The following is a 15,816-nucleotide window of genomic DNA, read 5'->3' on the forward strand; positions in this document are numbered from 1 at the left end:
CGCCTTGACCGGACCGAACGATCGTGCGTTAATGAACCCGCACGAACGTTCGGTTCAACAGACTGTGAGGTCTTCCCGATGTGCCCTCTCGTGATTCCCCGGCAGGTGGACGATGACTGATGACGTCGCCGACAAGGTCTCGAACCAGGCGTCGGCATACCCCCTCCCCGCAGGAGCCCGCGCGCCGATCGAGCCGCGGCGAGTCCTGCTGATTACTTCGGTGGCCACCTTCGTGGCCTTCCTCGACATGTCCGTGGTGAACGTCGCGTTCTCGGACATCTTCGAAAGTTTTCCCGGTACCGCGCTGCCGACCCTGTCGTGGGTGGTGTCCGGATACGCCGTGTTCTTCGCGGCCGTGCTGACCCCTGTGGGCCGCTACGCCGACGTGTTCGGCCGCAAGGCGGTCTTCCTGTGGTCGCTGCTCGCGTTCACCATCGCCTCCGCGCTGTGCACCGCGGCGCCGACGATCGAATTCCTCATCGGCGCAAGGTTTTTGCAGGGCCTTGCGGCCGGTGGCATGATCCCCGCCGCTCTCGGCCTGGTACTCGGCGCCTACCCGCCCGAGCGCCGGGTCACGGCGGTGGCGGCCTGGGTGGCGGCCTCCTCCGCGGCCGCCGCCTTCGGTCCCGCCCTCGGCGGACTGCTGGTGTGGGCCTGGGACTGGCGGGCGGTGTTCCTGATCAACGTCCCGGTCGGCCTGGTGGCCTTCGTGGTCGGTCGCAGTTGGCTGCCGGAGATCAAGCCGGAGGTGCGGGAGCGGCCCGACCCGGTGGGTGCGATCCTGATCGCGCTCGGCGTCGGCGCGGCGGTCGTCGGACTCACCCAGGGTGGCGAATGGGGTTGGCTCAGTGCCGGATTCATCGTCACCACGGTGGGCGGACTGGTGCTGCTGGCCGCCGGGATCCTGCGCTCGATGCGGCAGCGGGTGCCGGTGTTCGAGGTGCACCTGTGGGCCGACCGCAAGTTCGCCGCCGCCAGCGCGGTGTCGTTCCTGTTCGGCATCGCGATGTTCGCGTGGCTGCTGGCCTGCCCGCTGTACACCATCGTGGTCTGGAAGTACTCGATCTGGGAAGCGGGACTGGCGAATTCGCCGGGCGCGTTCACCGCCGCGATCGGCGCCGGCGTAGTCGGCAAGTCGAAACATCCCGACATCCAGCGTCTCGCGACGATCGCCGGTGCGGTGCTGTTCGGCATCGCCGGAGTGCTGTTCGCGCTGCTGCTGCACGAGGAGAGCCGGTTCTGGGCGGTGTGGCTGCCGGTCGGCCTGCTGTCCGGGCTGGCGATCGGCCTGCTGATGACCGCGGTGTCCTCGGCCGCGGCGACCTCGGTGCCGCAGGAGAAGTTCGCCTCCGGGTACGGCATGAGCATGACCGCCCGGCAGATGGGCGGTGGCCTCGGTATCGCGGCGTTCGCGGCGATCACCACCACGATCACCACCGGCTGGCTGGACGGGCTGCACGCGGTGTTCTGGTTCGCCGCTGCCGCGATGGTGCCGGTGGTGCTGGCGGCCCTGCCGATGACGGGCTCGCCGGCGGCGCCGGTGGCCGCCAACGGTGCGGCCCCGCGGATGCCCGCGCCGGGAGCGCCGTGACCGTGTGTGATCGAACTCATAGCATGAATTTCAGGGCGCCGAGCGGGGCCGGTGAAGACCGCCGCTCGGGTCGGAAAGGCGGCTGACGCCGACAGCGCGCAATTCGAGAAAACATATCGATCCCGACCGGGCGTATCGGATACTCCGATACGCCTGATCGGCGTGTGTGCACGAGTCGCCATTTTTCCGGCGGACGTGGATAATTTACGATGAACGAGTTCTTGTCGGACTCGGTCGGAGCGTGGGGGGAAATCAAGCTAATGCGGCCCAAACATGGGATGTTCCAACGAATTTCGCCGCCGGGACACCGCGTTCGCGGTGCGGTTACCGGACATTGCTGTGAACACTTTCGGTCGTTCGCACGATTACCATGACGAACGGTGGACGCCGGGGTCCTCGTACCGTATCCGTTACCGGCCGCAACAAATTCGCGACTGGTCTGTTGGGTAAGGGTGCTTCCCTTGGTAGCAGTTGAAAGAATCGCAGAATCGGAACAGAGAATTACGGGTGGGACCGTTTCTGTCGGGGGGCGCGGTCGACCTTGGCCGGTGCCGGCGGCACTGGCCTACCTGCGCCGAGGCGGCGCCGGACGGGTTCGGGTGGCGCAACTGCTGGCAGTACTGGATCAGCCGACCGCGCTGTGGATCCTGGCGCGCGTGCTGGACGCGGAACCGGCCGCGGTGGCCGCGGTGGTGCGCGAGCTGACCGCGGCGAATCTGGTGGCGTACGCGCAGTTCCGGCGGCGCGACGTCCGCGACGCGGTGGTGCGCGAGGTGCCGGTGCCGGTGCGGCAGCGGCTGCACCGCCGGATCGCCGAGGTGCTCGAGGACGGCGGCGCGCCCGCCGTGCGGGTGGCAGATCACCTGCTCGGCGCCGACGATATCCGGATGCCGTGGGCGGTGCCGGTGTTGCGCGCGGCCGCCGAGGACGCCATCGCCGACGACGAGATCCACCGGGCCATCGACTATCTCGAACTGGCCTGCCGGCTCTCCGACGACGACGCCGACCGCGCGGTCATGCTGATGATGCTGGCGATGGTCCGCTGGCGGCTCAACCCGTCGACGTCCAACCGCAGCTTCGCGCGGCTGCTGGTGGCGGTGCGCGGCGGCGCGATGCCGGTGGCGTGCCTGCCCATGGCGGCCCGGTACCTGCTGTGGCACGGCCGCACCGACGACGCCGCGGTGGCGCTGCGACTACTACGGTCGGCCGCCCGCGCCGGTGACGAGACCGGCATCGCGGGCTGGTCGGCGCTGCGGGAATGGCTGGCCTGTCATTATCCGGGGCTGCTGGACGGCACCGAGGCGCCGATGGGCGGCAGCGAAACCGACCGTGCCGCAGCGTATCTGCGCAGCGGCTGGGCCGAGTCCGACGCCGACGCCGCCCGCCTGCTGTCGGACGTGTTCACCCACGGTGCGTGCGACCACGCGATGGCGCGGGCACAGCGGCTGGTGCGCGCGCACCGCCTCGACGACACCACCTTCGGCGCGCTGCTGATGGTGCTCGACGGCATGGTCTACAGCGATCGGCTGGATTCGGCGGCGATCTGGTGCGAGTCGCTGATGCTGGAGTCGGCGGCGCGGCGGGCGCCGGCCTGGCAGTCGATCTTCGCGATCTGGCGGTCGGCGATGTTCGTGCGCGCGGGCTCGCTGGACGCCGCCATCGGCCACGCGGGCAGCGCGCTGGGCCGGGTGCGCGGCGAAAGTCTGGGCACCTACGCGGGTTTGGCGGTCGCCAGCCTGGTGGAGGCCTCGACGGCGGCGGGGCGCTATCGCGAGGCCGCCGCCTACCTCGACACCGAACTGCCCGACACGGTGCCGCTGTCGCGGATCGGCCTGCACTATCTGCGCGCGCGGGGCCGCTACCGGCTCGCCATCGGCGACCACGAGTCGGCGCGCGCGGACTTCACCCTGTGCGGCGAGCGAATGCGGGCCTGGCGCATGGATATTCCGGGCATCGCGGCCTGGCGCAACGATCTGGCCGAGACGTATCTGGCGGCCGGTGACCTGTCCGCGGCGCGCAGTTGGGCGGCGGCGCACGTGCAACACATTCGCGGCGCCACCCGTCATTCCAGCGGCGCGACCTCGTTACGACTGGTCGCCGCCACCAGCGCGCCCGCGCAGCGGGTCGGGCTGTTGCGCAAGGCGACCGAAATCGCCGCGGCGGGCCCCGACATGCTCGAATTGGCCACGGCGCTGGCCGATCTCGCGCAGGCATATCTCGATATCGGGGAACGGGATCGGGCGCGCACCGCGACGCGGCGGGCACTGCGGCTGGCCGAGCAGTGCGGCGCGGAACCGCTACGGGCCCGGCTGGCTGGCGCCCGCGGACCGGGCCTGCACTCGGTGCCGCCGACCGATAATCCGCGCGGGGCGCTGGACACGCTGAGCCCGTCGGAGCTGAAGGTGGCGCGGCTGGCGGCGGCCGGTTGCCGCAATCGCGATATCGCGCGGGATCTGCACATCACCACCAGTACCGTCGAACAGCACCTCACTCGCGTCTATCGCAAGCTCGGCGTCACCCGCCGCACCGACCTGGCGGTCGTGCTCGGCGGGAGCGAGCCGGAGCGGACGGAGGCGGTATGAGCCGGTGTCACTGCCGCAGGATCTGCTCCAAGAGCTTCTCGCCCTCCAGCAGCAGGAGGAACAAGCTGTAGTAGATCGTGAGCATAGTGAATAAGTGTGCAACACGACGTGCCGGCGGGTGCGGGTTTGGTCGGGAGATCCGGGGCGGCCCTGGTCAGCGCGGCTCGCGGAATATCGCGGCCGCGCGGTCAGGGCCGCGGGTCCGGGGAGCCGGGGAAGCCGGGCTCGAAGAGTGCAGGCGGCCAGGTGAATTCGGTCTCGGCCAGCACCTTCGCGATCTGCTCGGACGGCATCGGATGGTGGAAGTACCAGCCCTGCGCGGTATCGCAGCCCATGTCCAGCAGCCGCTCGGCCTGGTGCTGGGTCTCCACACATTCGGCGGTGACGGTCAGGCCCAGCTCGTGGCTCAGATCGATGATGCTCTGCAGCACCAGCAGGTCGCTGCGGCTGGATGTGCCGGGCGTGCGGATGCGGTGGATGAACGGCCCGGCCAGCTTGACCACGTGCAGCGGCAGCCGGCCGAGATAGGCCAGATTCGAGTAGCCGGTGCCGAAGTCGTCGATGGCGATGCGCACCCCGGCCTCGGTGAGCGCGCGCAGGGCCTGCAGCGGCCGCCCCGCCGCGTGCATGAACGCCCGCTCGGTGAGCTCCAGCTGTAGCCGGTGCGGGTCGATTCCGGTGTCGTCGATGGTCCGCCGCACCCGGTCCAGCCAGGTCGGGTCGGCCACCTCCGCGGCCGAGACATTGACGCTCAGCACCGGGGTGCGCGGCCCGTAGGTGTCCTGCCAGTCGCGCGCGGCGCGGCAGGAGTCGGCGAGCACCACCGCGCCGAGCGCCCCGATATGCCCGCCGTCCTCGGCGAGCTCCACGAACCGGGCCGGGGTCAGCACGCCGAGGTCGGGATGCCGCCAGCGGACCAGTGCCTCCACCGCCACCGGCGCCCGGCCGCTGAGCGCGACGATCGGCTGGAAGTCGAGGAAGAACTCGCCCCGGCCCAGCGCGGCGGGCATCGCCGCGGACAGTTCGGCGCGGGTGTGCTCGCGGCGGCGTCGGTCGGCATCGAACATCGCGTAGCGGCCGCGGCCGTCGGCCTTGGCCCAGTACATGGTGGTGTCGGCGGCCTGCAGCAACTCGTCGGTGCTGGTGTGCCCGGCGCGCTGCACCGTCACCCCGACACTGGCGCTCACGTTGAGCCGGTGGCCGTGGATGTCGAACGGCCGGGTGAACGCGTCCAGTACGGTGCGGGCCAGTCGCGCGAGATCGCCGCCGCTGGCCGCGCGGGGCACGAGAACCACGAATTCGTCGCCGCCCATGCGCGCCACCAGATGATCCGGCTCGGTGATGCAGGCGCTCAGGCGCGCCGCGGCCTGGGTCAGCAGTTCGTCGCCCGCGGCGTGGCCGAAGGTGTCGTTGACGCTCTTGAAGTGGTCGAGATCGACGTAGCAGAGGCCGACCCGGGCGTCGGGATCGGCGAACGCCGTGGCCAGCGCGTCGAAGAAGCGGCTGCGGTTGGCCAGCCCGGTGAGCTGGTCGTGGTGGGCGCGGTAGTGCAGCCGCTCGCGCAGCACGCGCTGCTCGGAGATGTCCTCGACCAGTACCAGCGTGTACTGCGGCAGGCCCTGCTCGTCGCGGATGAGCGACACGTTGATGTTGGTCCACACCGTGTGGCCGTCGCGGTGCCGATACGCCTTCTCCAACTGCACGTTGTCGTGGTCGCCGCGCAGCACGCCCGCGTACAGCTGCCACATGCCCGGCGGATCGTCCGGATGGGTCAGTTCGGCGACGTTGAGTTCGGCCATCTCCTCGGGCCGGTAGCCCAGCAGCGCGGCGAAGGCGTGATTGACCTCGATGATGCGGCCGGTCATATCGGACAGTCCGGTGCCGATCCCGGCTTGCGAGAACACCGCCCGCAACCGCGCCTCGCTGGTACGCAACCGTTGTTCGGCCAGCTCCCGCGCGGCCAGCACCGCGGTATGCACGCTCTCCTGCTCGCTCAGCAGCCACGCCCGGAAGGCCCGCACATAGCCGGAGGCGAAGGCGGCGAGCACTTCCGCGGCTCGGTGCGCGCTCACCCCCGTGGCCGCGAAGTGGTCGCTGAGAACGGCGATGCTGCGGCCCAGCACCTCGTCGCCGACGAAATGGGCGCGCGCCAGCCGGCCGCCGGCCTCGGCCGCGCGCACGGTGCCTCCGCTGCGGGACACCGCGTGCAGGTCGGCGGCCAGTCCGGTCAACAGGTCGCGTACCTCGGCGGCGCTCAGCGGCACGACGTGATCGCGGGCCCCGCCACCGAGGGCGGCCGCCCACCGCTCGGCCAGATCGGCGTGCAGGACGTCGTCGGACCCTTCCCACGCCATAAGATTCGATCCTAGTCGGCGGCGTCGCCGCGTGTGAACCGCATACGTTTCGAAGGTTGCTCGAATACGATTGCGATGCTTCGTTTTCCGGTGCAGAGAGGTTTTGCGATGACCAGACCGAGTTGGGCGCCCGAGGGAATCGATCTGGACCGGCCCAGCGCCTCGCGAGTTTACGATTTCTTCGTCGGCGGCATGCACAATTTCGAGATCGATCGCGTGCTCGCCCGGCAGATCGAGTCGTTCACCCCGAACGTCGCCGAGACCATGCGCGCCAACCGGGATCTGCTGCGCCGGTGCGTGCGTGACCTGGTCGACGCCGGGATCACGCAGTTCCTCGACCTGGGTTCGGGCATTCCGACGGTCGGCAACGTGCACGAGGTGGCGCAGGCGCGCAATCCCGAATCACGGGTGGTCTATGTCGATATCGATCCGGTCGCGGTCGCGCACAGCCAGGCGATACTCGCCGGGAACGAGCGCGCGAGCGTCGTGCGGGCCGATATGGCCGATCCCGAGACGATTCTCGCCGATCCGGAGGTGACCCGGTTGCTGGACTTCGGGCAGCCGGTCGCGGTGCTGTTGCTCGGGGTGCTGCACTTCGTGCCCGACGATGCCGACCCGGCCGGTTGCGTGGCGCGGCTGCAGGAGGCGGTCGCGCCCGGCAGCTACATCGCGATCACGCACGCCACCGCGGACGGGCAGCCCGCGGAGGTGCTGGAGGCGCAGAAACTCTCCGGCCGCACCTCCACCGAGATCGTGCTGCGCGGCAAGGATGAGATCGCGGCCTTCTTCGGCGACTGGCCCCTGCTCGAGCCGGGCCTGGTGCACCTGCCGCTGTGGCGGCCGGAGAACCCCGCCGACGTCGGGGAGCGGCCCGAGATGTCCGGCGCGTACGGGGGTCTCGCGCGCAAGGAATGACCGCCCGAAGGGCTGGTCCGAGCGGTCGTGCTGGATGGAAGCAATTGGTGCCGAGTCGTTTTCGCGGATCCGCGGCCGACCGCGGCGGCGGCGACTGTAAGGTGTGAGCGCCTCGACGTAATTGGAAGGATTGTGGTGCGTACACCTTTGCTGATGGTTGTGTTCGGACTGGCGCTGGCGGCCGGTGGGCCGAGCGTGATAGCGGCGGCCGACCCGCTGCCCGGCGTGAGCGCCGCGCCGATCGCCGAACCGGTGATGCTGGGCGCGGACGCCGACGGCCAGGCCGTCACCTTGTCGTCCGGCCAGGAACTGGTGGTGGCGCTGCCGGACACCCCGTCCACCGGCTACCACTGGCAGGTCGCCGAGATCGACCAGGCCGTGCTGCACCAGGAGGGCGAACCGCAGTTCCGCCAGAACCCGGGCGACCTGATGCCCGGCGGCCCCGGCAACTCGGTGTGGGCCTTCACCGCCGGGGACCGCGGCGCCAGCCACCTGACCCTGGTGTCGGTGCGCCCGGGCGACCCCGCCCCGGCACAGCAGTTCTCGCTCGACGTGACCGTGAACTGAGCCTGCCGCACAACGACATCCGGCCTGGGCGGACACTTTTCGCGCCGTCGCGGCAACACGTGCCGCTACGAGAAGATTTGTGACCGCCCAGGCCGGATGTATTCGGGACCGTCTCGTCAGGACACCGCCACCAACCGAGCCGCGTTCGCCGACACGTCGTCGGCCGCCTCGTTGGCGGTGAGTTCGGCCCGGACCCGATCGCGATAGCGGGCCAGTTCGGCGGTCTTGGTGGCGTCGTCCCAGCCCAGATGGCTCGCGATCAGGTCGGCGACCACCTCGGCGGCGGCCAGTCCGCGGTCGGGTACCTCGATGGAGATGCGGGTGCGGCGGGTGAGGATGTCGTCCAGGTGCAGGGCGCCCTCGTGGGTGACCGCGTACACCGCCTCGACACCGAGATACTCGCCGCTGCCCGGCAACCGCATGCCGAGTTCGGGCGCGGCGTCGATCATCGCGATCAGCTCGGAGGCCAGCGAGCCGTAGCGCTCGAGCAGATGGGTCACCGTCTCGACCGGCAACCCCGCCCGCCGCGCGACCGTCTCGGCGTCGGCGCGCAATTCGTGATAGCCGACCGCGCCCAGGACCGGCAGGTTCTCGGTCACCGACGGCGCCACCGCCCGCCCGAAGCCCGCCACCGCGGCATCGACCACATCGGCGGCCATCACCCGGTAGGTGGTGTACTTGCCGCCCGCGATCACGAACAGGCCCGGAACCGGTTCGGCCACCACGTGTTCGCGCGACAGCTTCGCGGTCTCGTCCGAGGCGCCCGACAGCAGCGGCCGCAGCCCGGCGTAGGTGCCGACGATATCGTCCTCGGAAATCGGTTCGCGCAGTAGCGAATTCACGTGATCGAGGATGTAGCGCACGTCCGTCGCGGTCGCCACCGGGTGGTCGCGGTCCAACGACCAGTCGGTGTCGGTGGTGCCGATGATCCAGTGCGCGCGCCACGGGATCACGAACAGCACACTCTTCTCGGTCTTCATGATCAGGCCGGTGCGCAGGTCCAGCCGCGCACGCGGCACCATGATGTGCACGCCCTTGGACATGCGCACCCGGAACGGGAAGTCCACGCCGGTCATGGCGTTCATCTCGTCGGTCCACACGCCCGTCGCGCTGATCACGCTGCGGGCCCGCACGTCGTAGGTGCGGCCGCTCTCCAGATCGGTGATCGTCGCGCCGGCCACCCGATCGTGGTCGCGCAGCAATGCCGTCACCTTGGTGCGGGTGAGCACGGTGGCGCCGTGCTGGGCGGCGGTGCGGGCCAGCATCATGGTGTGCCGCGCGTCGTCGACCTGGGCGTCGAAGTACCGGATGGCGCCGACCAGGGCGTCCTCGCGCAGCGCGGGCGCGAATTCCAGTGCGCGCGAACGGCTCAGATGCCGGTGCATGGGCAGTGCGCGGGCGCCGCCGAGGGTGTCGTAGAGCGCGACCCCGGCGCCGATGTAGGGACGTTCCCAGTGCCGCCGCAACGGGAACAGGAACGGCACCGGGTGCACGAGGTGCGGGGCGAGCCGGTTCAGCAGCAGGCCGCGCTCTTTCAGCGCCTCCCGTACCAGGGCGAAGTCCAGTTGCTCCAGATACCGCAGCCCGCCGTGGATGAGTTTGCTGGAGCGGCTCGAGGTCCCGGCCGCCCAGTCGCGGGCCTCCACGACGACGGTGGTCAGGCCGCGTGCGGCGGCGTCCAGCGCGGCGCCGGCGCCGACCACGCCGCCGCCGATGATCAGGACGTCGATGTCGTCGCGGCCCAGGGAGCGCAGCGCGTCGGCCCGGTACTGCGGGTCCAATTGTGTTGTCACAGCGGTATTTCTCTCTCGTGTTCCGTACGGGTCAGTCGTCGACGTCGACCCAGTCGAGCGTGCGGGCCACTGCCTTCTTCCATCGCGCGTAGCCGCGTTCGCGTTGCTCCTCGCTCGATGTCGGGGTCCAGCGCTTGGATTCCTGCCAGTTCTGGGCCAGTTCGTCGACGTCCTTCCAGAAGCCGACCGCCAGCCCGGCGGCGTAGGCGGCACCGAGCGCGGTGGTCTCCGACACCACCGGCCGTGACACCGGCACGCCGAGGAAGTCGGCCTGCAACTGCATGCACAACTCGTTGGCGGTGACGCCGCCGTCCACTCGCAGCACGTCCAAGCGCACGCCGGAGTCGGCCTGCATGGCCTCCACGACGTCACGGGTCTGATAGCAGATGGCCTCCAGCGCGGCGCGCGCCAAGTGCGCGTTGTTGCTGTAACGGGACAGGCCGACGATGACGCCGCGCGCGTCGGAACGCCAGTAGGGCGCGAACAGACCCGAGAACGCCGGGACGAAATACACCCCGCCGTTGTCCTCGACCTGCCGGGCCAGCGATTCGCTCTGTGCCGCACCGGAAATGATGCCGAGCTGGTCGCGCAGCCACTGGATCGCCGAGCCGGTCACCGCGATCGAACCCTCCAGCGCGTACACCGGCCGCTGGTCGCCGAACTGGTAGGCGACGGTGGTGAGCAGGCCGTGCTCCGAACGCACCATTTCCTCGCCGGTGTTGAGCAGCAGGAAGTTTCCGGTGCCGTAGGTGTTCTTGGCCTCGCCGGGGCGGAAGCACAGCTGGCCGACGGTCGCCGCCTGCTGATCGCCGACCACGCCCGCGATCGGCACCTCGGCCTGGAACGGGCCGTCGGCCGAGGTGGTGCCGAACAGGTCCGGATTCACCGAGGGCCGGATCTCGGGCAGCATCGCGCGCGGCACCCCGAACAGTTCCAGCAGTTCGTCGTCCCAGTCCAGCGTCTCGAGGTTCATCAGCATGGTGCGGCTGGCGTTGGTGACGTCGGTGACGTGGTTGCCGCCGCGCGGACCGCCGGTGAGGTTCCACAGCACCCAGGTGTCGGAGGTGCCGAACAGGGCGTCGCCGCGCTCTGCCGCCTCCCGCACGCCGGGGACGTTCTCCAGGATCCATTTCAGTTTCCCGCCGGAGAAGTACGTCGCGGGCGGCAGTCCGGACTTGTGCCGGATGGTGTCGGCGTGGCCGGCGCGCTCGAGGTCGGTGACGATGCGGTTGGTGCGGGTGTCCTGCCAGACGATGGCGTTGTAGAAGGGCCGCCCGGTGCGCCGGTTCCACACGATGGTGGTCTCGCGCTGATTGGTGACGCCGACCGCGGCCAGGTCCTCGGCCGTCAGATCCGCGTGTGCCAGTGCGGTTTTGATGACGGTGCTGGTGCGTTCCCAGATCTCGGCGGGGTTGTGCTCGACCCATCCGGCGCGGGGCATGATCTGCTCGTGCTCCAGCTGCCAGCGAGCGACCTCGTTGCCGCCGTGGTCGAACACCATGAAGCGAGTGCTGGTGGTGCCCTGGTCGATGGCTCCGACATACCGGGTCATCGTGGGTCCTTTCGCAAAAGTGATGGGGGAGAAGGGTATACGGGATCAGAAGACGGCGGCGGCGACCAGGCCCGCGAGCGCGCCGCCGACCAGCGGGCCGAGCACGGGCACCCAGGCGTAGGCCCAGTCGTTGGATTTGCCTTGCGGTGCGGGGCTTTCCGCCGGCGCCCCGGTCGACTGCGCGCCGACGCCCGCCGCGGCCGGAACCCGAGTCGCCGCGGTCCGGGTCACCGGCAGGACCGCGTGCGCCAACCGCGGGCCCAGATCGCGCGCCGGGTTGATCGCGTATCCGGTGGGGCCGCCCAGCGACGCACCGATGCCGACCACCAGCAGCGCCGCCGCTAGCGGACCCAGCCCGCTCGGGGTGTGGCCGATGCCGATGATGACCAGCACCAGCACGAAGGTGGCGATCACCTCGGTGGCGAAATTCCAGCGGTAGGAACGGATTTCGGGACCGGTGGCGAAGACGCCGAGCTTCTTCCCGGCGTCCGGCTCGGCGTCGAAGTGTTTCTTGTAGGCCAGATAGGCGGCGGTCGCGCCGAGGAACGCGCCGACCAGCTGCCCGGCGACATAGGCGATCGTGGTGGCGGCGGTGATCGCGATGCCGGGCGCGTAGTCGTCCGCGCCGCTGAACAGGATCCCGATCGTGACGGCCGGATTGAGGTGGCCGCCGGTCTTGTAGGCGACGTACACGCCGCCGAACACGCCCAGCCCCCAGCCGAAGTTGATCAGCAGCCAGCCGCCGTCGAAGCCCTTCGTCTTCGCGAGCAGCACGTTGGCGACCACGCCCACGCCGAGCAGGGCCAGCACGCCCGTGCCGAGCGCCTCGCTGAGGAAGATCGACCCGAAGTTCACCGTTGAGCCTCCGTCCGCCGTCGGCCGCCCCGGTGCGACCGTCCTGGCCGCGACGCTACGGCCGCGGCGCCGCCTCGAACACCGTGGTCGTTCGACAATGTCGAACAGGACGGGTGGAGCGTGCTCGTCGCGAAGGCTACCGTCCGACCGTGGTCAGCAGGGGACGGCCCAGGTCACACCGCGTGGTCGCGGCGACGCCGGGCCGGTGCGCGTGTTCGGCGCCGCCGAATCCGCGGTGGCGAGTTAGGTTGCGTGCATGCCGGGTCCGATTCAGTCGATCGAGCGCGCGGCGGCCGTGCTGCGCCTGCTCGCCCGCTCCGGTCGCCTCGGGGTGGGCGAGATCGCCGGGGCGCTCGGGCTGGCGAAACCGACCGCGCACGGCATCCTGCGCACCCTGCGGGACGTGGGGTTCGTCGAGCAGGATCACGACAGCGGCAAATATCGGCTGGCCGCGGCCCTGCGCGGGGTCGGCACCGGCTACCTCGATCCGAACGACCTGCGCTCGCGGGCGATCAACTGGGCCGACGGGCTGGCCGCCCGAACCGGCGAGGCGGTGCGGATCGCGGCGCGGGCGGGCGGGGACGGTGTCGTGGTGGTGCACCACGTATTTCGTCCCGACAACACCGAGCAAGCCTTGGAGGTAGGGCAGGAACTACCCGCGCACGCCACCGCGCTGGGCAAGGTATTGCTGGCCGCCGACGCGGATCTGGCCGCGCGGGTGCTGCGCGGGACACCGGTCGCGCTGACCCACCGCACTCTCGCCGACCCCGACGCGCTGACTCGGGAGATCGCCGCGGTCCGGCAGGCCGGATGGGCGGCGGAGATCGAGGAGTTCCGATCCGGCACAGCCGGTCTCGCCGCGCCGCTGCGCTCGCACGGCGGGCTCGTGGTCGGGGCGATCGGAGTCGCGGGGGCGGTGGACCGGCTCTGTGACGCGCGGCTGCGGCCGCGGGCGCGGTTGGTCGGGTACGTCCGCGAGGCCGCGGGTGCGGTGTCGCGGGAACTCGGGGCGCAATGACGGCCCGCCGAATGGGCGTGTCCAGTACGGAATATGTTGCCGCTCAGAATGTTTCGATAGGAAGTGGCCGCGCATGACGCAGCGATACGTGCTGGCGATCGACCAGGGCACGACCTCGAGCCGGTGCATCCTGTTCGACCAGCGTGCCCGGCTGGTGGGCGTGGCGCAGCGCGAGCACCGGCAGTACTACCCGCGGCCGGGGTGGGTCGAACAGGACGCCGCCGAGATCTGGCGCAATGTGGAGCGCATCCTCCCGCAGGTGCTGCGCGACGCCGGGGTGAGTGCGGAACAGGTTGCGGCAGTGGGGATCGCGAACCAGCGCGAGACGACCGTGGTGTGGGATCGGCGCACCGGCGTTCCGGTCGGCCGCGCGATCGTGTGGCAGGACGTGCGCACCGAGGAACTGGTCCGAGGGTTCGAGAGTGCGACCGGGGCGGAGCGCATCCGGGAGCTGTCCGGCCTGCCGCTGGCCACCTACTTCGCCGCGCCGCGGCTGCGGTGGCTACTCGACACCGTGCCCGGCCTGCGCGAGCGGGCCGAACGCGGTGAGGTGCTGTTCGGCACCATGGAGAGCTGGCTGATCTGGAACCTCACCGGCGGCGTGGACGGTGGCCTGCACGTCACCGACGTCACCAACGCCAGCCGCACCCTGCTGATGGATCTGTCGACCCGTACCTGGTCTCCGGAGTTGTTGCGGTTCTTCGGAATTCCCGCCGCGATGCTGCCCCGCATCCAGCCCTCGACCGCGTCGTTCGGCACCGTCCGCCACCCGGTGCCGGGGCTGCCCATCGCGGCCGCGCTGGGTGATCAGCACGCGGCGCTGTTCGGCCAGACCTGTTTCGCCCGTGGGGAAACCAAGTGCACCTACGGCACCGGCGGCTTCCTGATGATGAACACCGGCAGCGAGCTGGTGCGCTCCGAGCACGGCCTGCTGACCACGATCGGTTATCAGATCGCCGACGAACCGGTGTACGCGTTGGAGGGCCCGATCGCCATGACCGGCTCGCTGGTGCAGTGGGTGCGCGACAACATCGGGCTGGTCGCGACCGCTCCGGAAATCGAAACCCTCGCGCGCACAGTCGAAGACAACGGCGGCTGCTACCTCGTCCCCGCCTTCTCCGGCCTGTACGCCCCGCACTGGCGCAGCGACGCCCGCGGCCTGCTGATCGGCCTCACCTCCTACGTCACCAAGGGCCACCTGGCCCGCGCGGTACTGGAGGCCACGGCCTGGCAGACCCGCGAGGTGGTCGACGCCATGAACGCCGACTCCGGCCTGCAGGCCCGCGCCCTGCGCGTGGACGGCGGCATGACCTCCGACAACCTGCTGATGCAGATCGTGGCGGACGTACTCGACACCCCGGTCATGCGCCCCTTCGTCGCCGAAACCGTCTCCCTCGGCGCCGCCTACGCCGCCGGCCTGGCCGTAGGCTACTGGCCGGATCTGCAAGGACTACGCGGAAATTGGCGAGTAGCCGCCCAATGGCTCCCCCACATGGACCCCCACCTCCGCGAGTCCGAATACGCCAACTGGCAACGCGCCGTATCCCTCACCTACGGCTGGGCCCGCCCTTCCGACCCACGAACCCAACCCCCTCGATAACCCGTCAGGCCGAACGTCGATTCTGTTCGGATGGGACGAAGCTGAAATCCTTACCGACTCGTGAGACCCGCAACTGCGCGAACCACGTCATAATCGACCGCTTGTAGCCGTCAGGCATCCTCAGACCGGCGATCTCGCTTTCGCCGAACAGACCGATCTCTTTGTGTTCGTGGGACAAGACCGGTTCGGCGTCGGTGTCCGGGTAGCAGCCGTAGGTCACGATGAACACGTGCTTTTCGGCCTCGTTGATGTAGTAGATCCAGGAATCGAGAATCGGGCCTGTGGTGACCGCCCACTGCGTTTCCTCGGTGATCTCACGGGCGACGCATTCCTCCGGTGTTTCGTCGGGCTCGATCCGCCCGCCCGGTAGTTCCCACTCGTTGCGCTCGTTCTTCAGCAACAGCACCCGGCCGTCACGGACCACCACACCCTTGACTGAGATCGAGTACATGTGCGGCACATAACCAGAGGCAGTCATGTCGGTGACGCTAGCAGGCACAACACCGCCGAGCCCCCGTCTCGGCGCTGACAATCCGTCACTACGAACGCAGTGACGGTTTGTCAGTGGACGCCCGCACCCACACGTCGCACCGTGAACTCATGTTTGTTGACCTGCAACAAGATTGGGCTGCCGGTGTCGCATCCCGGCTCGCCGCCGACGGGATCGCTCGCTTCGACCACATCCGCACGCGAACCCAATTCGTGACGCTCGGCGCATCCTTGGGCCGGATCGTGCCGCACCGCGACAGCGCCGACGACGGGGTGACCGCTCTCGAAAACCGGTCCGGCCTCGGCCGCCGCATCGGCTTCGAAGGCTTCGGCACCGGCGCGCTGCCACCACACACCGACCGATCCGGCGTCATCGACCCACCCGCCCTGCTCTTGGTCGTCTGCGCCCGAAAGAGCACCTCCGGCGGAGAGTGTCTCGTCATCGACGGACGCGACGTCTACGCCGACCTCACTGCGAACCGCCCTGAAGCCTTACCCGT

The 15,816-nt window shown here is 69.8% G+C and carries 12 protein-coding genes; 7 read left to right on the forward strand and 5 right to left on the reverse strand.

The window, feature by feature from the left end; translation table 11 throughout:
- Positions 1–112 precede the first annotated feature (112 nt).
- The gene (locus tag QH470_RS01875; RefSeq protein ID WP_280270480.1) at positions 113–1,591 is read left to right on the forward strand and encodes a DHA2 family efflux MFS transporter permease subunit; all 1,479 of its coding nucleotides are present in this window, start codon (positions 113–115) and stop codon (positions 1,589–1,591) included.
- 548 nt (positions 1,592–2,139) lie between these two features.
- On the forward strand, positions 2,140–4,173 hold the full coding sequence (locus QH470_RS01880) for a LuxR C-terminal-related transcriptional regulator (protein WP_280270481.1): 2,034 nt from the start codon (positions 2,140–2,142) through the stop codon (positions 4,171–4,173).
- A gap of 188 nt (positions 4,174–4,361) precedes the next feature.
- Here the strand turns inward: QH470_RS01880 and QH470_RS01885 are convergent, their stop codons facing one another.
- Positions 4,362–6,527 carry a putative bifunctional diguanylate cyclase/phosphodiesterase gene (locus tag QH470_RS01885; RefSeq protein ID WP_280270482.1) on the reverse strand — a complete coding sequence of 722 codons (2,166 nt, stop codon included), beginning with the start codon at positions 6,525–6,527 and terminating at the stop codon, positions 4,362–4,364.
- 108 nt (positions 6,528–6,635) lie between these two features.
- On the opposite strand from QH470_RS01885, the gene QH470_RS01890 reads away from it, so the two are divergent.
- Positions 6,636–7,442: an SAM-dependent methyltransferase gene (locus tag QH470_RS01890; RefSeq protein WP_280270483.1), complete on the forward strand. Its 807-nt coding sequence runs from the start codon at positions 6,636–6,638 to the stop codon at positions 7,440–7,442.
- A gap of 153 nt (positions 7,443–7,595) precedes the next feature.
- Positions 7,596–8,009, forward strand: coding sequence for a protease inhibitor I42 family protein (locus QH470_RS01895; protein ID WP_280270484.1), 414 nt, complete (start codon positions 7,596–7,598; stop codon positions 8,007–8,009).
- 116 nt (positions 8,010–8,125) lie between these two features.
- Here the strand turns inward: QH470_RS01895 and QH470_RS01900 are convergent, their stop codons facing one another.
- The 3 genes from QH470_RS01900 to QH470_RS01910 are packed head-to-tail and all read right to left on the reverse strand — an operon-like array spanning position 8,126 to position 12,209.
- Entirely contained in the window at positions 8,126–9,802 is a 1,677-nt protein-coding gene (locus QH470_RS01900; RefSeq protein ID WP_280270485.1) for a glycerol-3-phosphate dehydrogenase/oxidase, read from the reverse strand.
- A gap of 31 nt (positions 9,803–9,833) precedes the next feature.
- A complete protein-coding gene (gene glpK / locus QH470_RS01905) occupies positions 9,834–11,354 on the reverse strand; it encodes a glycerol kinase GlpK (RefSeq protein WP_280270486.1) in 1,521 nt (506 codons plus the stop codon).
- A 45-nt stretch (positions 11,355–11,399) separates the two neighbouring features.
- Entirely contained in the window at positions 11,400–12,209 is an 810-nt protein-coding gene (locus tag QH470_RS01910) for an MIP/aquaporin family protein (protein WP_280270487.1), read from the reverse strand.
- 256 nt (positions 12,210–12,465) lie between these two features.
- Here QH470_RS01910 and QH470_RS01915 point away from each other — a divergent pair, with 256 nt between their 5' ends.
- Positions 12,466–13,227, forward strand: coding sequence for an IclR family transcriptional regulator (locus QH470_RS01915; protein ID WP_280270488.1), 762 nt, complete (start codon positions 12,466–12,468; stop codon positions 13,225–13,227).
- 73 nt (positions 13,228–13,300) lie between these two features.
- Positions 13,301–14,827, forward strand: coding sequence for a glycerol kinase GlpK (gene glpK / locus QH470_RS01920; RefSeq protein ID WP_280270489.1), 1,527 nt, complete (start codon positions 13,301–13,303; stop codon positions 14,825–14,827).
- A 4-nt stretch (positions 14,828–14,831) separates the two neighbouring features.
- Here the strand turns inward: glpK (QH470_RS01920) and QH470_RS01925 are convergent, their stop codons facing one another.
- Complete coding sequence (locus QH470_RS01925) at positions 14,832–15,305, reverse strand: NUDIX hydrolase (protein ID WP_280270490.1); 474 nt, start codon at positions 15,303–15,305, stop codon at positions 14,832–14,834.
- 86 nt (positions 15,306–15,391) lie between these two features.
- Between QH470_RS01925 and QH470_RS01930 the strand changes: the two genes are divergently transcribed.
- The coding region (locus tag QH470_RS01930; protein ID WP_280270491.1) for a TauD/TfdA family dioxygenase at positions 15,392–15,816 on the forward strand (425 nt) is incomplete at its 3' end.

The sequence above is a fragment of the Nocardia wallacei genome (assembly GCF_029868745.1).
Taxonomy (GTDB): Bacteria; Actinomycetota; Actinomycetes; order Mycobacteriales; family Mycobacteriaceae; genus Nocardia; species Nocardia wallacei_B.